22 protein-coding genes are annotated in these 26,205 nt (G+C 55.9%); 9 read left to right on the top strand and 13 right to left on the bottom strand.

Annotated features, from left to right (window positions below; genetic code table 11):
• The first annotated feature begins 124 nt into the window (after nt 1-124).
• Entirely contained in the window at nt 125-1,039 is a 915-nt protein-coding gene (rnz, locus tag Q3V30_RS01265; RefSeq protein WP_306209720.1) for a ribonuclease Z, read from the top strand.
• A gap of 116 nt (nt 1,040-1,155) precedes the next feature.
• Here rnz and Q3V30_RS01270 read toward each other — a convergent pair whose 3' ends face one another.
• Together Q3V30_RS01270 and Q3V30_RS01275 are read right to left on the bottom strand one after the other, a co-directional pair.
• Nucleotides 1,156-1,998 carry a 23S rRNA (adenine(2030)-N(6))-methyltransferase RlmJ gene (locus Q3V30_RS01270; RefSeq protein ID WP_306209722.1) on the bottom strand — a complete coding sequence of 281 codons (843 nt, stop codon included), beginning with the start codon at nt 1,996-1,998 and terminating at the stop codon, nt 1,156-1,158.
• A gap of 94 nt (nt 1,999-2,092) precedes the next feature.
• Nucleotides 2,093-2,917, bottom strand: coding sequence for a CPBP family intramembrane glutamic endopeptidase (locus Q3V30_RS01275; protein ID WP_306209724.1), 825 nt, complete (start codon nt 2,915-2,917; stop codon nt 2,093-2,095).
• Between the two features lie 105 nt (nt 2,918-3,022).
• Here Q3V30_RS01275 and Q3V30_RS01280 point away from each other — a divergent pair, with 105 nt between their 5' ends.
• From Q3V30_RS01280 to rsmJ, 3 genes are all read left to right on the top strand, one after another.
• Nucleotides 3,023-3,145: a hypothetical protein gene (locus Q3V30_RS01280; protein ID WP_306209726.1), complete on the top strand. Its 123-nt coding sequence runs from the start codon at nt 3,023-3,025 to the stop codon at nt 3,143-3,145.
• A 66-nt stretch (nt 3,146-3,211) separates the two neighbouring features.
• Nucleotides 3,212-5,251, top strand: coding sequence for an oligopeptidase A (gene prlC / locus Q3V30_RS01285; protein WP_306209728.1), 2,040 nt, complete (start codon nt 3,212-3,214; stop codon nt 5,249-5,251).
• Nucleotides 5,252-5,257: 6 nt separating this feature from the next.
• Nucleotides 5,258-6,013 carry a 16S rRNA (guanine(1516)-N(2))-methyltransferase RsmJ gene (rsmJ, locus tag Q3V30_RS01290; RefSeq protein ID WP_306209730.1) on the top strand — a complete coding sequence of 252 codons (756 nt, stop codon included), beginning with the start codon at nt 5,258-5,260 and terminating at the stop codon, nt 6,011-6,013.
• A gap of 66 nt (nt 6,014-6,079) precedes the next feature.
• Here rsmJ and uspA read toward each other — a convergent pair whose 3' ends face one another.
• A complete protein-coding gene (gene uspA, locus Q3V30_RS01295) occupies nt 6,080-6,517 on the bottom strand; it encodes a universal stress protein UspA (RefSeq protein WP_306209732.1) in 438 nt (145 codons plus the stop codon).
• A gap of 435 nt (nt 6,518-6,952) precedes the next feature.
• On the opposite strand from uspA, the gene uspB reads away from it, so the two are divergent.
• The gene (gene uspB, locus Q3V30_RS01300) at nt 6,953-7,288 is read left to right on the top strand and encodes a universal stress protein UspB (protein ID WP_306209734.1); all 336 of its coding nucleotides are present in this window, start codon (nt 6,953-6,955) and stop codon (nt 7,286-7,288) included.
• Between the two features lie 66 nt (nt 7,289-7,354).
• Here the strand turns inward: uspB and pitA are convergent, their stop codons facing one another.
• Nucleotides 7,355-8,857: an inorganic phosphate transporter PitA gene (gene pitA, locus Q3V30_RS01305; RefSeq protein ID WP_306209735.1), complete on the bottom strand. Its 1,503-nt coding sequence runs from the start codon at nt 8,855-8,857 to the stop codon at nt 7,355-7,357.
• Nucleotides 8,858-9,093: 236 nt separating this feature from the next.
• On the opposite strand from pitA, the gene Q3V30_RS01310 reads away from it, so the two are divergent.
• On the top strand, nt 9,094-10,278 hold the full coding sequence (locus Q3V30_RS01310) for a BaiN/RdsA family NAD(P)/FAD-dependent oxidoreductase (protein WP_306209737.1): 1,185 nt from the start codon (nt 9,094-9,096) through the stop codon (nt 10,276-10,278).
• A gap of 83 nt (nt 10,279-10,361) precedes the next feature.
• Here the strand turns inward: Q3V30_RS01310 and Q3V30_RS01315 are convergent, their stop codons facing one another.
• The 4 genes from Q3V30_RS01315 to Q3V30_RS01330 all read right to left on the bottom strand — a co-directional run bounded on the left by Q3V30_RS01315 (nt 10,362) and on the right by Q3V30_RS01330 (nt 15,579).
• Nucleotides 10,362-11,162, bottom strand: a complete 801-nt coding sequence (locus tag Q3V30_RS01315; protein WP_306209739.1) for an inositol monophosphatase family protein — start codon at nt 11,160-11,162, stop codon at nt 10,362-10,364.
• A 23-nt stretch (nt 11,163-11,185) separates the two neighbouring features.
• Entirely contained in the window at nt 11,186-12,247 is a 1,062-nt protein-coding gene (locus tag Q3V30_RS01320; RefSeq protein ID WP_306209741.1) for an ABC transporter ATP-binding protein, read from the bottom strand.
• Nucleotides 12,244-14,478, bottom strand: a complete 2,235-nt coding sequence (locus Q3V30_RS01325; RefSeq protein ID WP_306209743.1) for an ABC transporter permease — start codon at nt 14,476-14,478, stop codon at nt 12,244-12,246. The genes Q3V30_RS01320 and Q3V30_RS01325 overlap by 4 nt, the downstream gene beginning before the upstream one ends.
• Before the next feature lie 72 nt (nt 14,479-14,550).
• Entirely contained in the window at nt 14,551-15,579 is a 1,029-nt protein-coding gene (locus Q3V30_RS01330) for an ABC transporter substrate-binding protein (RefSeq protein WP_306209745.1), read from the bottom strand.
• Between the two features lie 219 nt (nt 15,580-15,798).
• Between Q3V30_RS01330 and Q3V30_RS01335 the strand changes: the two genes are divergently transcribed.
• Entirely contained in the window at nt 15,799-16,830 is a 1,032-nt protein-coding gene (locus tag Q3V30_RS01335; protein WP_428979229.1) for a LacI family DNA-binding transcriptional regulator, read from the top strand.
• 46 nt (nt 16,831-16,876) lie between these two features.
• Here the strand turns inward: Q3V30_RS01335 and Q3V30_RS01340 are convergent, their stop codons facing one another.
• The 4 genes from Q3V30_RS01340 to iolG all read right to left on the bottom strand — a co-directional run bounded on the left by Q3V30_RS01340 (nt 16,877) and on the right by iolG (nt 23,279).
• Complete coding sequence (locus tag Q3V30_RS01340) at nt 16,877-17,995, bottom strand: mechanosensitive ion channel family protein (RefSeq protein WP_306209746.1); 1,119 nt, start codon at nt 17,993-17,995, stop codon at nt 16,877-16,879.
• Nucleotides 17,996-18,229: 234 nt separating this feature from the next.
• On the bottom strand, nt 18,230-19,735 hold the full coding sequence (proP, locus tag Q3V30_RS01345; RefSeq protein ID WP_306209748.1) for a glycine betaine/L-proline transporter ProP: 1,506 nt from the start codon (nt 19,733-19,735) through the stop codon (nt 18,230-18,232).
• Between the two features lie 701 nt (nt 19,736-20,436).
• Entirely contained in the window at nt 20,437-22,035 is a 1,599-nt protein-coding gene (locus Q3V30_RS01350) for an EAL domain-containing protein (RefSeq protein WP_306209750.1), read from the bottom strand.
• Between the two features lie 251 nt (nt 22,036-22,286).
• Nucleotides 22,287-23,279: an inositol 2-dehydrogenase gene (gene iolG, locus Q3V30_RS01355; RefSeq protein WP_306209752.1), complete on the bottom strand. Its 993-nt coding sequence runs from the start codon at nt 23,277-23,279 to the stop codon at nt 22,287-22,289.
• 241 nt (nt 23,280-23,520) lie between these two features.
• Here iolG and Q3V30_RS01360 point away from each other — a divergent pair, with 241 nt between their 5' ends.
• Both Q3V30_RS01360 and Q3V30_RS01365 read left to right on the top strand, forming a co-directional pair.
• Nucleotides 23,521-24,543, top strand: coding sequence for a LacI family DNA-binding transcriptional regulator (locus Q3V30_RS01360; protein ID WP_306209754.1), 1,023 nt, complete (start codon nt 23,521-23,523; stop codon nt 24,541-24,543).
• 85 nt (nt 24,544-24,628) lie between these two features.
• Nucleotides 24,629-24,958 (top strand): DHCW motif cupin fold protein, encoded by a 330-nt coding sequence (locus Q3V30_RS01365; protein ID WP_306209757.1) that lies wholly within the window; start codon nt 24,629-24,631, stop codon nt 24,956-24,958.
• 49 nt (nt 24,959-25,007) lie between these two features.
• On the opposite strand, the gene uxuA is transcribed toward Q3V30_RS01365, so the two are convergent.
• Nucleotides 25,008-26,192, bottom strand: a complete 1,185-nt coding sequence (gene uxuA, locus Q3V30_RS01370; RefSeq protein WP_306209759.1) for a mannonate dehydratase — start codon at nt 26,190-26,192, stop codon at nt 25,008-25,010.
• Nucleotides 26,193-26,205 lie beyond the last annotated feature (13 nt).

Here is a 26,205-nt window from a genome sequence, read left to right on the forward strand (position 1 = left end):
GTTAAATGCCGCAAAGTTTGCATCTATGATTGTGATAGGGCGGGAGCAATAAAACGCGCAATAATGGTGATTTATTGCGATCCCGCTCACTTTTTTAACGGCAACAAAGGCTGAGAGAAACCGGATGGAACTGCTATTTTTAGGAACCGGCGCGGGTACGCCCAGTCGCCAGCGTAACGTTACCAGTATTGCGCTGACTCTGCATGGCGTGCGCAGCGGCTGCTGGCTGTTTGACTGTGGAGAGGGGACGCAGCATCAGATGATGCGTTCCCAGGTGAAGACCGGCAAAATCGAGAAGATTTTCATCACCCATCTGCACGGGGACCACATCTTTGGCCTGCCGGGGCTGCTGACCAGCCGTTCGATGAACGGCATCAGCGATACCATGACGATTTACGGGCCGAAAGGCATCAGGGCTTTTGTCGAAACCACCCTGAGCCTGAGCGGCTCCTGGCTCACCTTCCCGCTGGAGATTGTGGAGATAGAAGCGGGGGAAGTGTTCAACGACGACCATTTTCGCGTGACGGCGTATCCGCTGACCCATCCGGTAGAGTGCTACGGTTTTCGCATCGAAGAACATGATAAGCCTGGCGCGCTGGATGCCGGACGGCTTCTTGCCGACGGGATAAAGCCCGGGGTGCTGTTTCAGCAGCTTAAACTGGGTAAAACGGTGACGATGGAGGATGGTCGGGTGGTGGAGGGAAAAGCCTATCTTGGCCCCGCCACCAAAGGCGTGACGCTGGCCATCTTCGGCGATACCAGCCCAACGCCTGCGGCCAGCGAACTGGCAGCAGGGGCAGATGTCATGGTGCATGAAGCCACGCTGGAAGCTGCGCTGGAGGAGAAAGCCAACGGACGCGGGCACTCTTCTACCCGACAGGCAGCCACGGCAGCAAAACAGGCGGGGGCGAAAAGGCTGATCGTCACGCACCTCAGCTCGCGTTATCTGCGGGAGGATGCGGAAAGATTGCTGGCAGAATGCCGGGAGATTTTCCCGAATACCGAGATGGCGCACGACTTCTCGGTATTCAGGCTGTAGCGGCGAACGGCGGATTTACGAACTAGATTTTTGATTAATAATGCATTATTCGGTGGCCGCGCTGCTTTTAGTTAATCAGACCCATGCTGCTGATAAGAGCTGCATGGGGCGGCCGGTTATTCCGGCACAATCCAGCTGACTTTGGTGTGGCCGGTTCCTGCGGGAACCAGGTGCTTCAGCAGCCACGGCAGTACGTTGTTCATCTGCTGCTCCAGCTTCCACGGCGGGTTGATCACAATCATACCTGATGCGGTCATGCCGAAGCGGTCGCTGTCCGGGCGGACGCCCAGCTCGATCTGCAGAATGCGACGGATACCGGAGGCTTCAAGCTCTTTGGTAATGCGTTTGATCTGCTGGCGCAATACCACCGGATACCACAGCGCAAACACGCCGGTGCCGAAACGTTTGTACCCTTCAAGCAGCCCGGTTACCACCGCCTGATAGTCCGTTTTCAGCTCGTAAGGGGGATCGATCAGGATCAGACCACGGCGCGACGGCGGCGGCAGTTTAGATTTCAGCTGCTGGAAGCCATCCGCTTTCTCGGTACGCGCGCGTTCATCCTTCTGGAACTCATTACGCAGCATCGGGTAGTCGCTGGGATGCAGTTCCGTCAGGCTCAGCTTGTCGTAAGGGCGCAGCAGGTGACGCGCAATCAGCGGCGAACCGGGGTAATAACGCAGCTTGCCGTTCGGGTTCAGCGCCTTGATGCAGGAGATATAGCTCTCCAGCTCTTCCGGCAGGTCATCCTGTTGCCAGATGCGGGCGATCCCTTCCAGATATTCACCCGTGCGCTCGGCGTGCTCGCCGCTCAGCTGATAGCGCCCGGCCCCGGCATGGGTGTCCAGATAGAGGAAGGGTTTGTCCTTCTCATTAAGCGCGGTGATGATCAGGCTCTGAACGGTATGTTTGAGAACGTCGGCATGGTTGCCGGCATGAAAACTGTGGCGATAACTCAGCATGTCTTGGGATCTGTCCGGTGGGAAGTGAGGTGCGTGCCGCCGGTGGCGGCACATGTTGGCCCCAGTATAACCGCCCTGCGCTGAAAATGCTCTGTTATCCTGGCAGGCGTTGCCAGACCGGATAGGTAAAGAAGAGCAGATGCAGCAGATTAAAGGCGAAATGCACCAGCGTGGGGACCCACACTCTGCCGCTCCAGAGCCAGGCCAGGCCGTAAATCAGGCCGGTGAGCGCGGCAAAGAACACCAGCAGCGGCCCGCCAGCAGCGTGCGCCAGACCAAACACTACCGCGGCAATCAACAATCCCCAGAGATTGCCGAGCTTCTGGCTGACGCGCTGCTGGAGATAGCCGCGAAACAGCGCTTCCTCCGCAAAGGAGACAAAGAACAGGTTAGCCAGCATAAAAGCGCCAAGCCATTCAGGCTGATGCAGCTCGACGCGCAGGCCGCCAGCCAGCGTGGCGACCAGCAGCAGCAGTGGCATAGAGAGCATCAGCACCAGCCACCACAGCCGGTTTTTGGGTGCCGCAGCCGGGCGTTTCAGCAGCGTGGGCAGGCAGGCGAGCAGAACAAAGGGGATCAGGGCCTTATCAAAATTGTAGTAAAAGCTGAAGGGGGCGCTTTCCGGTCCGGCTTTAACGCCGCTGATAATTTTCAGATTATTAAAGCCGGGGAGAAGATGCAGCATCAGCGCAACGGCGCTGAGCAGCAGCAACGCTTCGCCAGCGAGAGCCGCTGTGCGCTGCTCTTTTATTCTCATTCGCCAGAGAGCGACAGCCCCAATAACAACTAACGCGCCGATCGCCTGCCACTGAAGGGTTTCATCGATCGCCGCCAGAACCAGCGCCACTGCCAGCAACCCCAGTGAAGCCCGTCGGTGGAAAGAGAGCAGTAACAGTGAGGCGGCAAAGAGATACCACATAACAACACTCCGTGTGAGTAAGCAAAAAACCGGCAAAATTATGCGGTGGCTGGCCGGGGCAGGCAACTGCCAACCGGTGGAACCGGCCAGATAGTGGCGTGCGCTGTGACTAAGATCAATAACGCGTTAAAGGTAGCAGCAACAGACTTCTGCCGCCGTCCGGCAGGCGCCATCACGGACAGCTTCACCTTTCCTCGCCTTCCCGCCATTGATTTTCACTACACTTAGCCTCATGTTAACTTTATCGCGCGCTAAACAGCGCCTCAGACAAGTCATCATAACAAGGACTGCGCAATGACCAATCCGTTACTTTCTTCTTTTACGCTTCCGCCGTTTTCTGCAATCAAACCCGAGCACGTGGTTCCCGCTGTGACTCAGGCACTGGCCGATTGTCGTGCGGCAGTGGAAAAAGCGGTCGCTCAAGGCGCGCCCTATAGCTGGGATAACCTGGTTCAGCCGCTGGCGGAAGTGGACGATCGCTTAGGCCGTCTTTTCTCGCCGGTCAGCCATCTGAACTCCGTGAAAAACAGCCCGGAACTGCGCGAAGCCTATGAGCAAACGCTGCCGCTGCTGTCCGAGTACAGCACCTGGGTTGGTCAGCACGAGGGCCTGTATCAGGCTTATCGCAACCTGAAAGAGACCAGCTACGCCGGACTGAGCACGCCACAGAAAAAGGCGGTGGATAATGCCCTGCGTGACTTCGAACTCTCCGGTATTGGTCTGAGCAAAGAAAAACAGCAGCGCTATGGCGAAATTGCCGCGCGCCTCTCCGAGCTGGGGTCTAAATACAGCAATAACGTGCTGGATGCCACCATGGGCTGGAGCAAGCTGATCACTGATGAGAGCGAACTCTCCGGCATGCCGGAAAGCGCACTGGGGGCGGCGAAGGCGCAGGCGGAAGCCAAAGAGCAGGAGGGCTGGCTGCTGACGCTGGATATCCCAAGCTATCTGCCGGTGATGACCTATTGCGACAATCAGGCGCTGCGCGAAGAGATGTACCGCGCCTACGCCACGCGAGCGTCCGATCAGGGGCCGAATGCGGGCAAATGGGATAACAGCGAAGTGATGGCGGAAGAGCTGGCGCTGCGTCACGAGCTGGCTCAGCTGCTGGGCTTTGACTCTTATGCGGATAAATCGCTGGCCACCAAAATGGCGGAAAATCCTGCCCAGGTGACGGACTTCCTGACCGATCTGGCCAAACGCGCCCGACCGCAGGCGGAGAAAGAGCTGGAGCAGCTGCGCGCCTTCGCGAAAAAAGAGTATGGCATTGATGAGCTGAACCCGTGGGATCTCACCTATTTCGGCGAAAAGCAGAAGCAGTACCTCTACGCCATCAGCGACGAGCAGCTTCGCCCTTACTTCCCGGAAGAGCGTGCCGTTAACGGCCTGTTCGAAGTGGTTAAGCGCATTTATGGCATTACTGCCAAAGAGCGCAAGGATGTTGACGTTTACCATCCCGACGTACGTTTCTTCGACCTGTTTGATGAGAGCGGCGAGCTGCGCGGCAGCTTCTATCTCGATCTCTATGCGCGTGAAAACAAGCGTGGCGGGGCGTGGATGGATGACTGCGTAGGCCAGATGCGCCTTGCCGACGGTTCTCTGCAAAAGCCGGTGGCTTACCTGACCTGTAACTTCAACCGTCCGCTGAAGGGCAAGCCTGCGCTGTTTACCCATGATGAGGTGACCACGCTGTTCCACGAGTTCGGCCATGGCCTGCACCATATGCTGACGCGTATCGAAACGCCGGGCGTGGCGGGCATCAGCGGGGTGCCATGGGATGCGGTGGAGCTGCCAAGCCAGTTTATGGAAAACTGGTGCTGGGAGCCGGAAGCGCTGGCGTTTATCTCCGGTCATTATGAAACGGGCGAGCCGCTGCCGCAGGAGCTGTTGGATAAAATGCTGGCGGCGAAAAACTACCAGGCGGCGCTGTTTATCCTGCGTCAGCTGGAGTTCGGCCTGTTTGACTTCCGTCTGCATGCCGAGTTTGACCCGGCCAAAGGCGCGCAAATCCTTGAGATGCTGAAAGAGATCAAACAGCTGGTAGCGGTGGTGCCAAGCCCTTCATGGGGCCGCTTCCCGCATGCCTTCAGCCATATCTTTGCCGGGGGTTATGCTGCGGGGTACTACAGCTATCTCTGGGCAGACGTGCTGGCGGCTGACGCTTACTCGCGCTTTGAAGAGGAAGGTATTTTCAACCGCGAAACAGGTCAGTCTTTCCTGGATAACATCCTGACGCGCGGGGGTTCTGAAGAGCCGATGGAGCTGTTCAGGCGCTTCCGTGGCCGTGAGCCGCAGCTGGATGCGATGCTGGAACATTACGGCATTCAGGAATAGCGTGCAGTGAAGATCTGTTTAGTGGATGAATCGGGCGCCGGAGACGGCGCCCTGTCTGTTTTAGCCGCCCGCTGGCAGCTGGAGCATGACGCCGACGCGCCAATGGCGCTGGTCATGACGGCAACACACCTTGAGCTGCGCAAGCTTGATGAGCCGAAACTTGGCGGAATTTTTGTAGATTTCGCGGAGGGAGCGATGGCCCACCGGCGCCGTTTTGGCGGTGGCCGGGGCGAGGCGGTGGCAAAAGCGGTAGGCATTAAAAGCGGCTATCTGCCTTCGGTGATTGATGCCACGGCGGGGCTGGGGCGCGATGCCTTTGTGCTGGCCTCAGTAGGCTGCCGCGTGCAGATGCTGGAGCGTCATCCTGTGGTGGCAGCTCTGCTGGATGACGGCCTGCAGCGCGGCTACCAGAATGCGGAAATCGGCGGCTGGCTGCGGGAACGGCTGACGCTGATCCACGCTTCAAGCCTTGACGCACTGAGCGAAATTGCCGACAAGCCCGACGTGGTTTATCTCGACCCGATGTATCCCCACAAGCAGAAAAGTGCGCTGGTGAAGAAAGAGATGCGGGTATTTCAGACGCTGGTGGGGGCGGATGACGATGCGGATGGCCTGCTGGCCCCGGCAAGGCGACTGGCGAAGAAAAGGGTGGTGGTAAAGCGTCCTGATTACGCGCCCCCGCTGGCAGGCGTGGTGACGCAGTCCGCCGTGGTGACCAAAAGCCACCGCTTTGATATCTATCCACCGCTGCAGGACGAGTAAAAGCCCGTAGCGTTTCAGCAGCTAACCTGATAAAAAAAGGGCGGAGATTATCCCGCCCTTTGCTGTTTATTCGTCTTCTTCATCGCGCAGCGGCACGATCAGCATATCAATGTGTACGGTATTGATCAGCTGGCGAGCCGACGACATCAGCTTGCTCCAGAAGTCCTGATGGTGACCGCACACCACCAAATCCACATCATATTTTTTGATCGCATCGACCAGCACCTGGCCCAGATCGCCACTGCCGCTCAGGGTTTCAGAGATAGGGTAGCCTGCGCTGTTTGAGAGGCCGGTCAGTGCGGTGTGCGTCTCTTCAGAGATACGTTTTTGCATATCGCCTAAGTTGACGTCAATCAATCCGGTATAGAGGTCGGAATAGTTCACATCCACATGGATCAGTGACACTTTGGCATCGTACGGGCGCGCCATGGAGACGGCTTTGGCGACCAGCAGCTGGCTTTCCGGAGAAAGGTCGACTGCAATCAGAATGTGTTTGTAAGACATAACGATACTCCTTTCATTCGTTGCGGAGGGATATCCGCCGAAAAAGTTCTCTTTTCGCATCATAACACATTGAAATCCGTTGCTAATGTTTAATGCATTGCGCCGCGTCTGATGGAGAGAAACGCACCGACGACGTTATTGTTTTCCCCTCTATTATAACCCTAATTGTTAACGGCAGAGCGGCCAGGCCGCGCCGTTTGCGAGCGGGATCATACTGAATTTTTCTCGCTTTCTGACGGCTACGTAAAACATCGCTGGAAAAAATTTAAACAGATCTCCTACACTGGTATTAACGACTTGCTATGCGCTAATAGCGGTCGCTCTTCTGTTACAACTAAAATCAGTCTGGTTTAATGAGGTGATTAGCTACTTATCGTGGGGCTTGTCCGGCGTATTCCGCTGCGTAAGCTCTTTGAGGGCTGTCGGGAGGGGATCATGATCAGCACCATCGCGCTTTTCTGGGCTCTTTGTGTGGTATGTGTGGTGAATATGGCGCGCTACTTTTCCTCTTTGCGTGCGTTGTTAGTGGTGCTTCGTGGGTGCGACCCTTTGCTCTATCAATATGTGGATGGCGCGGGCTTTTTTACCTCACACGGTCAGCCCGGGAAACAGGTCCGGCTGGTGCGGTATATCTGGTCACAGCGCTATCGCGACCATCACGATGATGAGTTTATTCGCCGCTGCGAGCGGGTGCGGGGGCAGTTTATCCTGACCAGCGCGCTGTGCGGACTGGTGGTAATTAGTCTGGTTGGGCTGCTGATCTGGCATTGAGTCAGCAAACGGCGGAAACAAAAAAGGGCGGGGATATCCCCGCCCTTTTGCTCTGCCCGGAGGGCACTACACTACAAATTTCAACGCGATCCAGTAAAGCGATCCTGAAAGCAGGATGGAGATAGGCAGCGTAAATATCCAGGCAAGCAGGATATTTTTGATGGTTTTGCTCTGAACGCCGCCGCCATCAACCAGCATGGTGCCGGCAACGGAAGAGGAGAGGACGTGAGTGGTTGAAACCGGCATCCCGGTATAACTCGCCACGCCGATAGAGACCGCCGCCGTCATCTGCGCGGACATCCCCTGAGCATAGGTCATGCCTTTCTTACCGATCTTCTCACCGATAGTGGTCGCCACACGACGCCAGCCCACCATGGTTCCCAGCGACAGCGCCAGCGCTACGGCGACGATAATCCAGACCGGAGCATATTCAATCGTGCCCAGCAGATCACCTTTCAGCTTGCTGAGGAAACGCTGATCGTCACTGGTGACGCCCGGCAGTTTCGACGCTTTTTCTGAAGTGTCAGAGATGCACATCAGCAGGCGGCGAAGCTGCGCCCGCTGGTCCACCGTCAGCTTATCGTAGCTTTGCAGGTTGTTCAGCAGGCCCTGGGCTTGCTGAATCGCTGGCAGAGCACGGGCTGCATCGCAATGGAAATCTTTCGGACCGCCTGGCACCTCTTCCGGCGTTGGCACCACAGGCGGCGCCATCTGCACAATATGGGCCAGTGAATCAGCGTGCTGCTGATAGTACTGCTCCAGATGGTTTACCGCGTCGCGGGTGCGGGTGATGTCGTAGCCCGTAGAGTTCATGTTGACCACGAAGCCGGCAGGCGCCACGCCAATCAATACCAGCATGATCAGACCAATGCCTTTCTGACCATCGTTGGCACCGTGCGAGTAGCTCACGCCAATAGCAGAGACAATCAGGGCAATCCGCGTCCAGAACGGCGGCTTCTTTTTGCCGTCGATCTTTTCACGCTCTGCAGGCGTCATATGAATACGGCGGCGCTTTTTGTTCCCGCTCCAGTAACGGCGCAGGATAAATACCAGGCCGCCAGCCAGCACCAGGCCAACAATCGGTGAAATCACCAGCGACATAAAGATGCCGACCATTTTGGGGATGTTTAATGCATCTACTACCGAGGTGCCGGTAATCAGTGCGTTGGTCAGGCCAATACCGATGATGGCCCCGATAAGGGTATGAGAGCTGGAGGCCGGCAGACCAAAGTACCAGGTGCCGAGGTTCCAGATGATCGCGGCAAGCAGCATAGAGAAGACCATGGCAAGGCCATGAGCTGAACCTACGTTAAGCAGCAGATCGGTGGGCAGCAGGTGAACAATGGCATAGGCCACGCTCAGTCCGCCCAGCAGGACGCCAAAGAAGTTGAACACCCCAGCCATCACCACCGCCACTTGCGATCGCATTGCCCGGGTATAGATCACAGTAGCGACTGCGTTGGCCGTATCATGGAAGCCGTTGATGGCCTCGTAGAACAGCACAAAGAGCAGCGCGAGTACCAGTAACAAGCCAGTATGAAAATCGAGACCAGCGAACAGATGTAACATAAGCGTTAAGCCATTTTGGGGGACATGAACGCGGCGCATTATCAGCGAGAATACGCGGCTGGGGAAAGGAAAATATAGACTTTTTTTGACAGAAATGTGTCAGCATGATGAAAATCGGCGCTGCTTTCACTTAAATATCATTCAGTTGCAAAATGTTTCAGCGATGACATTTTTGTTACTCTGGCGTCACCCGCCCCTTGTCATTACAATCAGCGTTTTTTAGCCCGGAGCGAGTTGTGGAAAAGTTTGACGTTATCATCATTGGCGCTGGCGCGGCTGGCCTGTTCTGCGCAGCGCAAGCGGGGCAGCGGGGCAAGCGAGTGCTGCTGCTGGATAACGGCAAAAAAGCGGGGCGTAAAATATTGATGTCCGGCGGCGGCCGCTGTAATTTTACCAACCTCTATACCGAACCGGCCGCTTATCTTTCGCAAAACCCCCATTTCTGTAAGTCGGCACTGGCGCGGTATACCCAGTGGGACTTTATTGATCTGGTTAACCGTCACGGTATTGCCTGGCATGAAAAGACGCTGGGCCAGCTGTTCTGCGATGATTCCGCCCAGCAGATTGTGGACCTGCTGCTGAAAGAGTGTGAAGCGGGCAGCGTTACCCTGCGGCTGCGCAGCGAAGTGCTGAGCGTGGCGCGCGATGAGGCGGGCTATACGCTGGCGCTGAACGGCAGTACGGTGCAGGCGGAGAAACTGGTGGTGGCCTCCGGCGGGCTCTCGATGCCGGGTCTGGGCGCCTCGCCTTTTGGTTATAAAATTGCAGAGCAGTTTGGTCTGAAGGTCTTTCCTACCCGCGCCGGGTTGGTGCCTTTCACGCTGCACAAGCCTCTGCTGGAGCAGCTGCAAACCCTCTCCGGCGTTGCCGTCCCTTCCGTGATAAGTGCGGAAGATGGCACCCTGTTTAAAGAGGCGCTGCTGTTTACCCATCGTGGGTTATCAGGTCCGGCAGTTCTGCAATTATCGAGCTACTGGCAGCCTGGCGAGTTTGTGACGATCAACCTTTCCCCTGAGCGCGAACTCGGTAGTTTTATTGATGAAGAGCGTGAAGCCCACCCCAATCAGAGCCTGAAAAACACGCTGGCAAAAGTCCTGCCGCGCCGTCTGGTGGAGTGCCTTCAGCTGCTGGGCAGCGTACCGGAATGTACGCTGAAGCAGCTCAACAGCCGTCAGCAGGGCGAACTGGTTGCCTCGTTGCACCAGTGGCGGGTGCAGCCTAACGGTACTGAAGGCTACCGCACGGCGGAAGTGACGCTGGGTGGAGTGGATACCAGCGTGCTCTCCTCCAAGACCATGGAGGCGCGCGATGTGCCCGGCCTCTACTTCATTGGTGAAGTGGTGGACGTGACCGGCTGGCTGGGAGGCTATAATTTCCAGTGGGCCTGGGCTTCCGCCTGGGCTTGTGCTCAGGCTTTGTAAAAGCGAACGTTAAACGCCCGATTTTTTTGAGCTTTCCATAGTGAACGCAGAGCGCCTGAGCGAGCCAGCCTCAGGCGCAGAATTTACACGCCCATGATCTCTCTTAACTCCTGTTGCGCGCCCGGTGCCACGGCCAGCACTTTTGCGCCCTTAGTCAGCCGCTCGCCTGCGGTATCAAAAGGCAAATACCAGCCGCCCGCCTCTTTCACCAGGCAGTATCCGGCCAGGCAATCCCACGCGTGCATATAGGGTTCGAAATAGCCGACAACCCGACCAGCAGCGACCCAGGCCAGCATCAGTGCGCCGGAGCCGATACGGATAAAGTTCCCGCCTTTGCTCAGCAGCGCCGCCAGCAGTTCGCCCACGGCCTGCGGTGAAACGTAACTGTTAGCCCCAAAGCCAACTACATGATTTTGCAAGGTGCGCGCAGGATCAACCTGCAACTTGCGGCCATTTAAGGTGGCTCCCATGCCTGACGCCGCAACGTAACATTCGTCGTAGCAGGGGGCATAAATCACCCCAATAACCGGTTCGCCTTCAAAGAGCACCGCTATCGATACGCACCAGCTCGGCATGCCGTTAAGAAACGGGCTGGTGCCGTCAATGGGATCCACCACCCACGTATAGCCTGACGTACCGGATTGCAGGCCAGACTCCTCCCCCAGAAAGCCATCTTCTGCCCAGGCCTGACGAATACGCTGGTCAATCATCTGCTCAACTTCACGGTCGGCCTGTGAAACCACATCCTGAGGATCTTTTTTAGTTTCCACAATCAGGCTGTCGCGCTGATTAAACCAGCTTAATGCCAGCTGGCCTGCGGCCCGCGCCGTTTCTTCTGCCAGTGCAAGGCGCGCCAGTAGCGCGTGATCTTCTGTTCCGGTCATACTTTTCTCCAGAGTAGCGAACGTTAAGAGGCGATTAATGCCAGGCCCTGCGGTTTGAAATCCACATTGACGTGGGCAGCCAGCGGTAATATCTGCTCCATCTGGCTGTCAATAATAAACAGCGCGCCAAGCGGCGTACTGACTTCATATTCGATATGGTCACCCAGCCAGGTTGCATGCACGATTTGCCCTGCCAGCGCTCCTGCGCCGCCTGAGTTGAGCGTAATATATTGGGGTCTTATGGAAAGCTGCGCTTTACCCGGTTTCGCGCCACTGCTGCGTACCCGATAGCGCTGGTTGCCCACGCTTACCTGGGCGTACTCGCCGTCTGTGGTGTCAACTTCACAGGGCAGAATATTAGCTTCTCCCATAAAGTCGGCAATAAATACCGAGTTTGGCGAGTGGTAGAGCGTATCGGGCGCGCCCTGCTGTGCAATTTCGCCCTCCTTCATCACGATAATTTTATCGGAGACCGCCAGCGCCTCTTCCTGGTCATGGGTGACGTAGACGGCGGTAAAGCCCAGCCGCTGCTGCAGGTCGCGAATATCGGTGCGTACGCGACGGCGCAGACGCTCATCCAGATTTGAAAGCGGCTCATCCAGCAACAGTACCTGCGGCTCCAGCACCAGCGCACGCGCCACGGCGATACGCTGCTGCTGCCCGCCGGAAAGCTCTGACGGCAGCCGGTTTCCCTGCTGCTCCAGCCCGACCAGCTTTAGTCCCTCTCTGGCGCGATCCTGCGCTTCCCGCTTACGCAGGCCGCCCGACAGCAGTCCGTACATAACATTTTCCAGGGCTGACATATGAGGAAACAGCGCATAAGACTGAAACACCATCGCTACGTCGCGCTCGTTGGCGGGAAGATGCGTGACCTCTTTACCGCCAATCAGGATACGCCCTGATGTGGGGTGCTCCAGCCCGGCCAGCAAGCGCAGGGTGGTGGTTTTACCGCAGCCCGAAGGGCCGAGAAGGGTCACCAGCGTGCCCGCCTCCACGGTTAATGAAAGATCGGGTATAGCGTCAAAACCGGCGAAGCGCTTGGAAACCTGCTCAAACACCACTGTTCCTGCGGTAACGATGCTCATAGGGCGTTCTCCTGTATTAACGGTTTCCGGGAAAGAGGAACAACAGTGGCCGGGATAAGGGCGGCCGTGCGGCGTAAGCGCCGCTCGCCGACCAGCAGCTGGAAGAGGGCGATGATCGCCAGCATCACCACAATCAAAACGGATGAGTAAGCAATCGCTACGCCGTACTCGCCGTTTTCCACCAGCCCGACAATGTAAGAGGTGGCCATGTTGTACTGGGCGCTGACCAGAAAGATCACGGCGCTGATAGAGGTAATGGCGCGAACAAAGGCGTAGACCAGCGCGGCGCTGATGGCGGGTTTCAGCAAGGGCAGAATAACTCTGGTCAGCGTGCGGAAGCTGTTGGCACCCAGCGTCAGCGAGGCTTCATCCAGGCTTTTATCCAGCTGGCTCATAGCGGCGATGCCGCCACGGACGCCCACCGGCATGTTGCGGAAAACAAAGCAGGCGACGAGGATCAGCGCCGTACCGGTTATCTCCAGCGGCGGCAGGTTATAAGCCATCACGTAGCTGACGCCAATCACCGTGCCGGGAATAGCAAAACTCAGCATCAGCATGAACTCAAAGGTCTGACGGCCGGCAAACTTTTGCCTGACGATAAGCCATGCGGTGAGTAAGCCGACCACAGCCGTGAGCGGAGCGGCAATCAGCGCAATTTCCAGCGTGGTCCAGAAGGAGTTCCACGCTACGCCGCTCCAGAGCAGATGCCCATCCTGCAGGGAAACGCGGAAGGCGCGAATATAGTGGTCCAGCGTCAGGCTGTTATCCAGTCCCCATGACTGCACAAATCCTCCTACCATGATCATGCCGTAGACCACCAGCGTAAACAGGCCCCAGGGGATTACCATCCCGTAAATGCCCGCCCGCAGGGGTTTTGGCAGCGTGGTGTGACGGCCGCCATCCCCTTTGCCGGTAACAGTGGCGAAATTTTTACCCGAGAGCCAGAGTCGCTGGATAATAAAGGCGCATAACGTAAAGCCCAGCAGGATCATCGCCAGCACCGCCGCGCGGCTGGGATCGTTTTGCGCGCCAACGACGGAGAAGAAGATCTCCGTAGAGAGGACGCCGTGGCTGCCGCCCAGCACCATAGGGTTGCCGAAATCAGCCATGCTTTCGATAAAACTGATTAAAAAAGCGTTGGCCAGGCCCGGCGCCATGAGCGGCAGCGAAACGCGGGAAAAAGTGCGCCAGCGGTTGGCTCGCAGAGTTTGTGAAGCCTCCTCCAGCGACGGGCTTACCCCTTCCACTACACCGATCAGCACCATAAATGCCACCGGCGTGAAGGAGAGGACCTGAGCAATCCAGATGCCGGTCATGCCATAGAGCCAGCGGCCCGGTTCGATGCCAAACAGCGCTGCCAGCTGTGCGGTAACCACGCCCGAGCGCCCGAACAGCAGAATCAAAGCCAGGCCAATTACAAAGGGCGGGGTGATAATCGGAAGAATGGTCAGCAGGCGTAGCGCTTTCTTGTAGGGCAAAGCAGTACGCGTAGCGGCCAGGGCAAATGCCAGTCCAAGCAGCGTGGAGCCTGATGCCGTCATCAGCGCCAGCGCCAGCGTACGCCAGGCTGTGCCGCAGTTACCGCCCGCAAAGCAGGCAAGGCTCCAGATTGAGGGGTCGCGCATATTGTTGATCAGGCCATCCGGCCTGAAGCTGCCGTCAACATCCTGTACAGAGACAATAAACAGACTTATCACCGGGTAAAGCACAAAGGTGCTGACCAGGGCGACCAGTAAAACGATGGCGGCAACCACAAAGGCATCACCGCGCAACGCGCCGCGCTCTGCCAGCGCAAAAGCGAACAGCAGCAGAAAAACGGTCAGCATCAGCAGCGCACCTGCACCCATTGCCGGCTGGCCCTGGGTCAGCGGCCCGAACAGACCTTCCAGCCACTGCCAGTTCCAGCCGCTATAACCGATGGCGTGACCTTCCAGCACCATAAACAGCACGCCGGTGCCGCTAATAGTCAGCAGCAACCCGCTGCGCCAGCCGCTCCGTTGCATAAGCCCGCAGAGCGCCGCCAGCGCCAGCAGGCCAACAATGACGCCCAGCCACGCATGTGAATAGAGTGATATCTGCCATAAAGCAGGCGCGGAGGCTTCATCACGCCACAGCGTGACAAGCCAGCTAAAATCGAAGAAGCCGTTTTCAAGGCTGTACCACGGCAGTAGCGTCAGCGCTACCGCCCCCAAAGCCAGCGCGATAACTAATCGCCGGTTATTTGCATTCATCTATCACCTCGACCTGGTTCAGGCAGGCGGACATCAGGCGCAGGCCACCGCAGTTACGTTAAAAGGGCAGAATTACTGTGCGCTGGAGCCGATCTCTTTATCCCAACGGCCAAGCAGCGCTTTGCGTTTGGCAGAATCTCCGTAGGTTTTGAAGTCATAATCGATAAGCTTGATCTTCTCGAAGCGCGGCGCGTAGTCCGAGATTTCCGCTTTGGTGTTAGAGGGAAGCTGGAAAGATTTGGCTTCTTTCATGTGCGACTGCGCTTCCGCTGAGAGCGCCCAGTCATACCAGACTTTGGCGCTGGGCAGATTGCGTGCGCCTTTTACGATCGACATTGAGCCAATCTCATAGCCGGTACCTTCACAGGGTGCGACGGTTTTTATGGGAAACCCCTCAACTTCCATCGCGACCGCATCGTGCATAAACACGATGCCGACGGTGGTCTCGCCACGCGCTGCCGCTTTGACCGGCGCAGAGCCCGATTTGGTGTATTGGGAAATATTGGCGTTCAGCTTTTTCAGATAAGCAAAGGCCTGATCTTCACCCATGATCTGCACCAGCGTAGCCAGAGTGTTGTAGGCCGTACCGGAGGAGTTTGGATTGGCGATCTGGATTTCCCCCTTGAATCCCGGATCGAGCAGATCCGCCCAGCATGCCGGAGCTTTGAGCTTTTTCTCTGCCAGCAGTTTGGCGTTATATCCCCAACCCAGCGCACCTGCGTAAATACCAACCGTGCGGTAACCGGAGATTTCCGCCTGCTTTTGCGCCCACTCATGCTGTTGAGTAAGCAACGGTGATTTGTAAACCTGCGTTAATCCCTCTTCGGCCGCCTGCATGTGAGGATCGCCCGTTCCCGCCCACCAGATATCGGTACGGGGGTTACGCGCTTCGCTGCGAAGACGCGCATAGGCTTCTCCTGCGGAGAGTCGCACCATGCTGACTTTTATATCAGGATGCGTCTGGCTGAAAACGCGGGTCATCTGCTCACAGACCACCACGTCAGCCGAGCAGATCATATTGAGATTACCCGCAGCGCTGGCCGCAAACGGGGAGAGCGAGCAGCAGAGAGCAAGGGCAGGGGTCAACAAGGTATAACGCATGGTGTTCTCCTTGGGGTTGAGGTGATGCTTCACCGGCATCTTTTTTTGCACAGCTGTGCAGATTAGTAGAGAACAAAAAATAGCCTGTCAATCCAGCTCTGCTGCAATTGGCGGTTGCCGTCACAAAAATGCAACATTCGCAGTCGATTTTATTTTGCACAGCTGTGCAGTTCAGGGCAAACTGGAGCCGTTCATGAAAAACTGGTGGGAATAAGCCTGATGCAGGAGAAAACAGTGGTCAGCGCACAGGATGTTGCTCTACGGGCGGGCGTATCACGTTCTGCGGTATCCCGCGTCTTTACGCCGGGCGCCAGCGTATCGGAACCGATGCGCGCCCGCGTCCTGAAAGCGGCAGAAGAGCTGGGTTATCACGTCAATCATCTCGCCCGCAGCCTGGTAAGAAACCGCAGCGGCATAGTCTGTTTGATTGTTTCAGAGGTGGCCACCCCCTATCGCGCCACCCTGGTCAGCTGGCTGACTCAGTTACTTCAGGAGGCGGGAAAAGTGGCGATGATCATTAATACCGATCGCTCGGACAGCCGCGTTTCAGCAGCCCTGCAGCAGGCGATTAATTTTCGTGCCGATGCGTCGATTATTCTCTCCGGCATGCCTGACCGTACCATCACCCGCCTCTGCTACCAGCATGGGCAACACCTGGTACTGATCAACCGCGACGAGACGCTGCCGGGATCGCTAAGCATCAATCTCGACTCTACCCAGGCTGCCGAAACTGCATTAATGGCTTTTCAGCGTGCGGGATGTCGCCACCTTGCATTCGCCAATTCGCTGGCAGGGACGCCCAGCCTGATGAAACGAGAGGCCGACTTTCTGGCCGCCGCCGCCCGAGCTGAGATTGCGGTCACGGTGGAACGCTTTGGCAGTACCTCGTATGAGAGCGGCCAGATCCTTGCGCATCGCCTGCTGACGCGACAGCAGCGTCCCGATGCCATCTACTGCGTTACCGACCTGGTGGCCTGTGGGCTGATGGATGAAGCGCGGCATCGTTTTGGCCTGCGCATTCCGGAAGATCTTTGCGTGGTAGGGTATGACAATATCCCGCAAAGCGGCTGGTCATCTTACGATTTGACTACCTTTACCCAGCCCATCGAACAGTTTGCACGTGAAGCTGTGCGCTGGCTGATTGAGCAGGATAACCACTCTGATGAACTGCGGCCACGCACCGGACAGCTAAACCACAGCCTGATTTATGAGGCAAATGTCGTGTGGCGCGGCTCGGTGCGCAGCGGTTAATGGAGGCGTCCTGCGGGCAGGGATACCTGCAGGAGCCGTGAGCCCGTTACTGGGTGGCTGGCAGGCCCTCCTCTTCAGGCTCGGCTTCCTGCGCTTCCGCCAGGTAAGGGTTTTTCACCACCAGATTAGGCAGCGCCATCTCAACACCTATCTCCTGCAGGCGCTCAATAATCTGAATATTGATCTCCTGCTGAATATCCATGTATTTGTTGTAGTCCGCCGTGTTAACGATATGCACCACTTCATAGTTCAGTCGGTCGGTGCCAAAGCCCAGCAGATGCGCCCGGTCGAACTTTGTTTCCCCTGCTTCAGTAATAATCTGACCGACAATTTCACCAATCTTGCGCAGTTTTTCCGGCGGCGTATTCAGCGCCACGCCAAAGGTGAAGACGATGCGTCGGGTCTGCATACGCTTGTAATTGTGCAGCGTCTGCTGAAGCAGAATGGCGTTACCACAGACAATCTGTTCGCCGCTCAGACTGCGGATGCGGGTGGTTTTCAGCCCGATATGCTCGATAGTACCGGCAACATCATTAAAGACCACGAAGTCACCAATCTCAAACGGCTTATCAAAGCCAATGGAGAGCGAGGCAAACACGTCGCTAAGGATGGTCTGAACAGCCAGCGCAATAGCGATACCGCCCACCCCCAGGCTGGCTACCAGCGCAGTAATATCTACCCCGGCGTTAGCCAGTATTGAGAGCAGCATTACTGACCAGACCACGGCTCGCAGGAGCAGACCGGTGATCACCAGCGTCACCGGATTTTTAATCATGCCGGGCTGAGTCATCAACTGACGAAGCCAGGAGACTACCCCCTGATCCATCCAGAGTGCAATTTGCACCGCCAGCACCAGGAACCAGGCGTGGCTGATGGTGTTATAAAGGTTATCCGGCAGGTTGATAAAGCGCAGGCTGAATAAAAAAGCAGAGATGAAAATCAGGGATTTACTGGTTCTTTTCAGCATATCTGTGAGGATGATGCGCCCTTTATTGGCCGCGGCGTGTTTCTCTCCCCAACTGTTGATTGCTTTCTGAATGAAAGAGAGCAGCCGATTAATCACCCAGTACATGACCAGCGTTACCAGAACCACGGTGGCGGTTCCTATCCAGAACGAGGGGGTCATCAGCAGGTTGAAAAAATGGAAGCGCGACAGAAATTGCATGTTCTCTCCTTGTGTCAGAAAAAAAGTCCAAAAGGAAAGGATAGACAAGGTGCCAGAGTGCGTCGAACTTGCAGAGGCCCCTGTTCCGGGTGAAAGTGCTGGTTTGAAGCCCTGCAAAGAGGAGCAGAGGCGATCATCTTTATCAGCCTGAACGGATGTAGCCTTCCAATACTGCGGCTGCCAGAATAAAAAAAGGCCCGCTATCAGGCGGGCCTTTTGCATTAATCACATCAGCTATTCATTAATATTTGGATGTTGATGGATCAGATGCTTACGTTTCTCTTCCAGCTCCGCTATCTGCTCACTGATATCATCAATTTTGCTCTCGATATTATCGTGATGCTCCTGCAGGATCTCTTTAGCTTCATCAATATCTGAAGCGGCAGGCGTTGCGCCGCGCAGAGGCATATTTGCGGTTTCCTTCATCATAATACCGGTCACCAGACCCACAACCGCAACCACCATCAGGTAATAAGCAGGCATGTAGAGGTTAGCGGTATATTCCACCAGCCAGGCCGCCAGCGTTGGCGTTAAACCTGCAACTAAAATCGAAATATTGAAGGCGCTTGCCAGCGCGCTGTAACGGATATGCGTAGGGAACATCGCGGGAAGCGAGGAGGCCATAACGCCGGTAAAGCAGTTCAGCACCACGGCCAGAATCAGCAGCCCGGCAAAAATCAGCCCCATCACGTTACTGTTGATCAGCATAAAGCAGGGAATAGCCAGGAACAGCAGCGCCACGCTGCCGATAATCACAAACGGACGGCGGCCAAACTTATCACTCATCAAGCCCATAACCGGCTGGATAAACAGCATACCAATCATGATAGCGATAATGATCAGGACGCCGTGATCTTCAGAATAGTGAAGATTGTGCGACAGGTAGCTTGGCATATACGTCAACAGCATGTAGTAAGTGACGTTGGTTGAGAGCACCAGACCAATACAGGCCAGCAAACTTTTCCAGTGTTTGGTAGCGATCTCTTTGAAAGAGACTTTTGGTCCATCAGCCAGACCTTCGCGATCGCCTTTTTCAAGTTTATCCACATGCTGCTGGAACGCAGGTGTCTCTTCCAGCGCGTTACGCAGATAGATCCCAATCAGACCAAGCGGCAGCGCAACAAAGAACGGCACGCGCCAGCCCCACTCCAGGAATTTGGCTTCGCCGATCACGGCGGAAATCAGTACGACCAGGCCTGCGCCGGTCACAAATCCCACGATGGAGCCGAAATCGAGCCAGCTTCCCATAAAGCCGCGTTTGCGGTCGGGAGAATATTCCGCCACAAAGATGGAAGCACCGGTATATTCGCCGCCCACCGAGAAGCCCTGAGCCATTTTACAGAGCAGCAGCAGCACAGGTGCCCAGACGCCAATGGAGGCGTAGGAGGGTATCAGGCCGATACAGAAAGTACTGACGGACATAATCACAATGGTGATAGAGAGTATTTTCTGACGGCCGTACTTGTCACCCAGTGCACCAAAGAACAGGCCACCCAGCGGACGAATCAGGAAAGGAACAGAGAAGGTTGCCAGTGCGGCAATCATCTGTAGGCCGGGATCGGCACCCGGGAAGAACACCTGACCCAATGCATAGGCCACAAAGCCATAAACCCCAAAGTCAAACCACTCCATGGCGTTGCCCAGCGACGCTGCGGTAATGGCTTTGCGTAACCTGGCATCATCAATGATCGTTACGTCTTTTAAGCCTATCGGCTTAACACGCTTCCTACGTAGCTTCATATAAAACACCCTGTGATTGTCTGTTTCCCGATTAAATTTTGTCCGGTTTGCCAGAGCGATACCCACGGCTCATGGCAAAATGGTACAAATAGTGTAGGGCTATATACCCTACAGGCAGCGATTTGTAGCGGGTATTTGCCCCGCTCAACAAATATCTGTCTGCTTTCAGTATATCGTTTCTTCCGGCACGAACATAATTTCTCCCTGAAATCAGGGTGACTGAAGAGATCGTTCAATCATTTTATGCCGCAGCGTTTTGCCTGAATGGCCTGAATCACAGCGGGTTATCCTGAAGGGTGAGGAGACACTGAAAACTATTATATTGTGACGGGGGAAATACCCATCGTATTTACAGGCAAATAACGAACAAATTTTATATTCTGAATTAAGTTAAATTAATGAATATTTTCGATAAAGTCCGCTGCTGCGCCTGAAGAAACTATAAGTCATACTCTCTGGCGCTTTATAGCGAAGCCAGCCATGTATAATAAAAAATCCCCCGTCTTTAAAAATCATTTTCTTAATAGCGTTGACAGGATTGAAGTTAATTTGGCTGCCTGGCGAGAATATCACGCCTTTTCCCTGTTAACTGTCCGGGTATTTGCCCGCAAAATGCGTGGCAAAAAGGCGCTGTCAGCGTCGATATGACGCTGGAGAGAGAGGTTATTCAGCGTAAAATAATTTTTCATCAGGCAGAAAAATTAAACAATCGTGGGCTTCTGGGGTTGAAAAGTGAGCGGATGCTGACCTTCCTGTTGGATCCACGCCATTAATGCCTCACTGCTCATCGGCCGCGCATAAAGATAACCCTGAATAAATATGACGCCGCGCGCCTGCAAATACGCCAGCTGTTTCACTGTTTCCACCCCCTCTGCCACTATGCTGAGCTTCAGCTTCTGACTGAGCATGATAATGGCATCCAGCACCGGCGCTTCCCCCTCTGCCGATTCGATCGCATTCACAAAGCCACGATCGATTTTCAGATAGTCGAGCGGGAAGGTCTGCAAATAGGAGAGCGAACAGTGGCCGGTTCCGAAGTCATCAATGGCTATCCGAATCCCTTCCCGGCGCAACGTCTCCAGCTTCTGAATCACCTCATCCCCGTCTGATATCAGGCTGCGCTCCGTCAGCTCAAGGGTAATATTGGGCTGATGGGAAGCCATTTGAGCGGCAAAATTTCTGATATCCGCCACGAAATCGGGATGCTGAATATGCTCGCCGGCAATATTGATGGCGATATGGAAACCGGGAGGCACCTGCCAGCTACGCGCCTCTTCGGCAATCGTCTGCAGTAGATGCTGCGTAAGCGGCACAATCATCTCTTCCTCTTCTGCTGCGCCGATAAACAGGTCAGGCCGCGCCCAGTTACCATTTGGCAACTGCCAGCGCATCAGCGCTTCAACGCCGCTAAACGTTCCGGTTTCTATGTTACAGACCGGCTGATAATGAACCGAAAACTCCCGTCGTAACAGCGCCTGGCGCAGCTGATCGTGTATCGAGACTTTGCGCTTCAGCCAGTTATTGGTGCTCATCATCAGAAGCAGAGAAAAAATGGTCGCCATGGGGAAATAGGTCATTAACCCCTGCCGCCAGGTAAGGGCGAGATCGGCTGGCGGCGAGATAACGGTTGCATCCACAGGATATCGCTTTGAGCTGACAGTCAGCGTATGCGAGCGCAGCAGAGAAGGGCTGTTCGCCGGGGTAAAGGCGCTGTCGATGGCGTAGCCGCCACCAAACTGCAGCGAGATGTTATAGCCATGGCTTTTCCCCACCGCATGCATAAAATCCAGCAGATACTGCCCATCCACCACCGCATAGCTACTGAACTGATTGGGCAGATCGCGCATATACATAACGGCCGGACGATCCCTGACGGAAAACGTGCCGGAGAGAGAGAGCATCCACCAGGCTTTACGCGGCTCTGGCGCAGGGCGCAGAAGCATGCTTGAGAGATCGCCCTTCATCCCGCCAAAGATAGAGGAGCAGGTCACCATCCCATCCTGCATCAGGCCAATAGATCGGAAGTAGGGAAACTGCGAGGCGTACTGCTGAAGCTGTTCATTAATATCGCTGCAACTTTTGCCTGAGAGTTTGCGCAGATAGCCGACCATATTCCAGGCCTGATCGCTGATCGCTTCTGCCTGGTTCAGCAGCATTGAAGCCGTGACGGCTTGCTGCCGCGTAACAATCTGACGGGCATCTATATAGGTAAAAATCAGGCAGAGGAGTAATGGCGTCAGCCCGGCAATGGTTAACAGCAACCCCTTGCGGTCAGGGGTTCTTTTAAAAATTGAGTCCACACTATCCCCCTGTCATGCAACAAAAATGGCAAAACCCTCTCTCCAGCCTGCGCTTCTGACGGCTCAGGATACAGGCGGCCGCACAGTCTGCCTGCATCATAAACTCAGCGCCTGGTCTTTGGTCAAGTTTCTGCACACTATTGCTGGAATGACTGCTTCTTCTTCTCTGGCTGGGGGCCACCTTATCTTTCTCCCTGAGGCATTATCTTCTGTGACGACAGATGGCAAGATAACGCCTCGGCAGCAGACTGTTAAGCTTTTAACCGGACAACCTCTCCGCTGGTCAGCGACGCCAGCGCCGCGTCGGCCAGACGTAGCGCCTGCAATCCATCCTCGCCGCCTGGCGTTACTGCGGTGCCGCTTTTCAGATGCGTTATCAGGCTGGCGAACTCAAGCCGGTAGGCTTCCGCGTAGCGCTGCAGGAAGAAATACATCGGCTTCTGCGCCACCACGCCGCTCAGTGAGGATTTCACCAGGCTGCTTTCAGGCAGATTAGTTACCGCCAGCATCCCTTCACTGCCATGCACTTCAATACGCTGGTCGTAACCATAAGTCGCACGGCGGCTGTTGGTGATCACTGCCATTTTGCCGCTGGCGCAGGTCAGGGTGACAATGGCCGTATCGATATCGCCTAACGCTTTGATCGCGGGATCAACCAGTGAAGAGGCGCTGGCATAGACGGTAACGGGCTCTTCCTGCAGCAGCCAGCGCGCCATATCAAAGTCATGAATGGTCATATCACGGAACAGACCGCCGGAGGTTTTCAGGTACTCTGCGGGCGGTGCGCCAGGGTCACGGGAGCTGATAGTCACAATCTCAGTCTGACCAATTTCTCCGGCAGCCAGACTTTGCTGCAGCTGCGCCATGCTGGGATCAAAACGGCGGTTGAAACCCACCATTAGCGTCACCCCTGTTTCCTTCACCGTGGCCAGGCAGCGCTCCACGCGTTCCAGACTGAGGTCGACCGGCTTCTCGCAGAAAATGGCTTTACCGGCCCGCGCTGCCGCCTCAATCAGATCCGCGTGGGTATTGGTTGCGCTACAGATGGCAACAAGCTGGATGCTGCTGTCATTCAGGGCCTGCTCGGCCGTCGCTACCTGGGCGCCAAATTTTTCGGCCAGCGCCTGCGCGGCAGGCTGGTAGAGATCCACCACATATTGCAAACGGCAGTCAGGATGGGCAGCAATGTTGGCGGCGTGAATTTGGCCGATACGACCGGCACCAAACAGGGCGACGTTATACATGATCAGATTCCTTGGTTAAGAGACGAAATGTCTGCAGAGAGTGATCGTTTTTGGCCGGAATAAAGTCAAAGCAAAGGGCAAACGGCATCATCAAAAAATGCGGTAAATCACAGATTTAATTGAGGTGAAAGCCATCAATCAGCGCTTAACTGGCTGGAATCAGCAGCTTAGCATCGCTGGCTTAATCACCGCTTTTGGCTATGATGAAAAACACCTCATTACCCCCTTTTTGGGAGCAGGTATGTCGGAGAAAAACGGCTGGAAAGGACCCACTATCGCCACCATCGCGGAAGAGGCGGGCTTGAGCATGGCTACCGTTGACAGAGTCGTGAACGCCCGCCCCGGCGTACGTGAAGTCACGCGTAAAAAGGTGATGCTGGCGATCCAGCGGCTGGGCGGGCAGTGGGATGAGAGCGGCACGCCAGCATCGCGCCGGCGCATCGCTTTTATCTGCGAGTCCGGCACCAGCTTTATCAGCCTGGTGGAGAAAGAGGCCCGACGTTACATCGCCGCACATCCTGAAATTGCCTTCAGTTTTGACAGCGTGCCTAACGTTCAGGTCAATACCGGGCGCTTCAGCGAGCTGATCGTCCGGCGTGCGGCGGAATCTGACGCACTGCTGCTGGTGTGCCGCGATGATGTAAAGATCAATCGGGCGGTGCGTGAAGCTGTCGGGAACGGCGTGCCGACGATCTGTCTGACCAGCGATCTGCCCAATTCACGGCGCACCGCCTATGTCGGACTGGAACAGATCAGCACCGGAGCCACCGCTGGCTGGCTGATGGGCCGCATGTTGCCAAAACGGCCCGGAAATATTTTGCTGATCTTCAGCTCCACCTACCGGACGCAGGAGGAGCGGGAAGTGGGCTTCCGGCGGGCTTTACGGGCTGAATTTCCCCATCTGACCATCGTGGAGAGGGTGAACACCAATGATGAGTCAGCAAGCTCATACCAAAGCGTCAAAAAGTTCCTTGAAGAGAATCCGCCCATGGCTGGCATCTACAACATGGCTGGCGGAAACCGCGGCGTGGCTAAAGCTCTGACGGAGAAAGGGCTGGCGAACGAGGTGCTGTTTATTGGCCACGAATTGAGCGACTACACGCGAACCCTGCTGGAAACGGGGGAGATGGATATCGTGCTGGGCCATGATATCCAGCGTGAAATAGAGCTGGGCGTGGAGGCCCTCGATCGCTTGCGCACCGGCGGGCAGATTCAGAATATCAACACGCCGCTGCTGATCTACACCCGTTACGCCCATTTCTGAACCCTGAGGCGTTAAGCGGGCAAAATTTTCAGCGCATTGGTATGCTGCAAGAGGATAATCCACCTGAACCGGAGACGACTGCAGCATGAAAATGAGCGACATTCCGTTTGGTACCACCGCATGGGCTGCGCTGGCCGCTACTGAGCATCCTGGCGAAACAGGCAGAGCGCTCTGGCGTACTCAGCAGTTCGGCGAAGTTCGGGTCAGAATGGTGGAATATAGCGCGGGTTACCTGGCAGATCACTGGTGTTCAAAAGGGCATATTCTGCTGTGCCTTTCTGGTGAGCTACATACCGAGCTGGAGGACGGAAGGGTGTTTACCCTGACGCCGGGCATGAGTTATCAGGTGGCGGATAGTGCGGAAGCGCACCGCTCCTGGAGTGATTCCGGTGCGCAGCTGTTTATCGTTGATTAACGGTACGAGAGGCGGCGGCAGGTGTTTGCCTGCCGCCGCAGGCGTGAATTTACTCCTGAAAGTAGATCTGTTTTAGGGCAACTTCTACTCCTCTGACCTCCGCCAGCCCCTTCAGGCGACCAATGGCGGAATAGCCCGGGTTGGTTTTTTTCTGCAGATCGTCCAGCATCTGATGGCCATGATCGGGACGCATCGGAATAGGGCGCAGATTGCCCTGCTGGCGACGGCGCTGCTCTTCCGCCAGGATCACCTTCACCACGCCGACCATATCCACATCTCCTGCCAGATGCGCGGCTTCGTGGAAGCTTTTCGGATTAGCTTCCCGCTTTGTTGCGCGCAGATGAGCGAAATGAATGCGGTCCGAGAACGCCTCTGCCATTTTCACCAGCTCATTGTCCGGACGCACGCCATAGGAGCCGGTGCAGAAGGTAAAGCCGTTGTGCACGCTCTCTACACTCTCTTTCAGCCACTGCATATCTTCCTGGGTAGAAACGATGCGCGGCAGGCCGAGTATTGGACGCGGTGGATCGTCAGGGTGCACCGCCAGCATAATTCCGGCCGCTTCCGCCACCGGGACGACAGCCGCAAGAAAATCGGCCATATGCCGGCGTAAACCCGCTTTATCAATGCCGTCATACTGGGAAAGCTGCGCCTGGAACTGCTGCAGAGTGTAGCCCTCTTCAGCCCCTGGCAGACCCGCAATGATGTTACGTGTCAGCGTTGCAATCGCCTCTGGCGTCATTGCGGCAAAATAGTCAGCCGCCTCTTGATGTTCCTGCTCGTCATAATCCTGCGTGGCGCCCGGCCGCTGCAAAATGTGCAGTTCGAAAGCGGCAAAGGCGATATGGTCAAAACGCAGCGCTTTTGCGCCATCCGGCAAGGTCCAGGCGAGATCGGTACGGGTCCAGTCGAGTACCGGCATAAAGTTATAGCAGACGGTATCAATACCGCAGAGACCCAGATTGCGAATCGACTGCTGATAATTCGCGATAAAGCGCTGATAATCACCACGCTGCGTTTTAATCGACTCATGAACAGGAATGCTCTCGACCACCGACCAGACCAGCCCTTTTTCTGCGAGCAGCGCCTGGCGCGCTTTGATCTCCTCAACCGGCCAGATCTCGCCGTTGGGAATATGGTGCAGGGCGGTAACAATGCCCGTGGCGCCCGCCTGACGGGCATCATCCAGAGAGACCGGATCGTTCGGGCCGTACCAGCGCCATGTATGTTCCATCTGAAGACTCCTT

Origin of the sequence: Erwinia pyri, from assembly GCF_030758455.1 — a bacterium.
Lineage (GTDB): Bacteria > Pseudomonadota > Gammaproteobacteria > Enterobacterales > Enterobacteriaceae > Erwinia > Erwinia pyri.

Coding starts and splice junctions, on each gene's coding strand:
- Q3V30_RS01360 (WP_306209754.1), top strand. CDS start 23,521: ATGTCGGAGAAAAACGGCTGGAAAGGACCCACTATCGCCACCATCGCG.
- Q3V30_RS01330 (WP_306209745.1), bottom strand. CDS start 15,579: ATGCGTTATACCTTGTTGACCCCTGCCCTTGCTCTCTGCTGCTCGCTC.
- proP (WP_306209748.1), bottom strand. CDS start 19,735: ATGAAGCTACGTAGGAAGCGTGTTAAGCCGATAGGCTTAAAAGACGTA.
- uxuA (WP_306209759.1), bottom strand. CDS start 26,192: ATGGAACATACATGGCGCTGGTACGGCCCGAACGATCCGGTCTCTCTG.
- rnz (WP_306209720.1), top strand. CDS start 125: ATGGAACTGCTATTTTTAGGAACCGGCGCGGGTACGCCCAGTCGCCAG.
- uspB (WP_306209734.1), top strand. CDS start 6,953: ATGATCAGCACCATCGCGCTTTTCTGGGCTCTTTGTGTGGTATGTGTG.
- Q3V30_RS01340 (WP_306209746.1), bottom strand. CDS start 17,995: ATGCAATTTCTGTCGCGCTTCCATTTTTTCAACCTGCTGATGACCCCC.
- uspA (WP_306209732.1), bottom strand. CDS start 6,517: ATGTCTTACAAACACATTCTGATTGCAGTCGACCTTTCTCCGGAAAGC.
- Q3V30_RS01320 (WP_306209741.1), bottom strand. CDS start 12,247: ATGAGCATCGTTACCGCAGGAACAGTGGTGTTTGAGCAGGTTTCCAAG.
- Q3V30_RS01275 (WP_306209724.1), bottom strand. CDS start 2,917: ATGTGGTATCTCTTTGCCGCCTCACTGTTACTGCTCTCTTTCCACCGA.
- iolG (WP_306209752.1), bottom strand. CDS start 23,279: ATGTATAACGTCGCCCTGTTTGGTGCCGGTCGTATCGGCCAAATTCAC.
- pitA (WP_306209735.1), bottom strand. CDS start 8,857: ATGTTACATCTGTTCGCTGGTCTCGATTTTCATACTGGCTTGTTACTG.
- Q3V30_RS01325 (WP_306209743.1), bottom strand. CDS start 14,478: ATGAATGCAAATAACCGGCGATTAGTTATCGCGCTGGCTTTGGGGGCG.
- prlC (WP_306209728.1), top strand. CDS start 3,212: ATGACCAATCCGTTACTTTCTTCTTTTACGCTTCCGCCGTTTTCTGCA.
- Q3V30_RS01270 (WP_306209722.1), bottom strand. CDS start 1,998: ATGCTGAGTTATCGCCACAGTTTTCATGCCGGCAACCATGCCGACGTT.
- Q3V30_RS01365 (WP_306209757.1), top strand. CDS start 24,629: ATGAAAATGAGCGACATTCCGTTTGGTACCACCGCATGGGCTGCGCTG.
- Q3V30_RS01335 (WP_428979229.1), top strand. CDS start 15,799: ATGCAGGAGAAAACAGTGGTCAGCGCACAGGATGTTGCTCTACGGGCG.
- Q3V30_RS01315 (WP_306209739.1), bottom strand. CDS start 11,162: ATGACCGGAACAGAAGATCACGCGCTACTGGCGCGCCTTGCACTGGCA.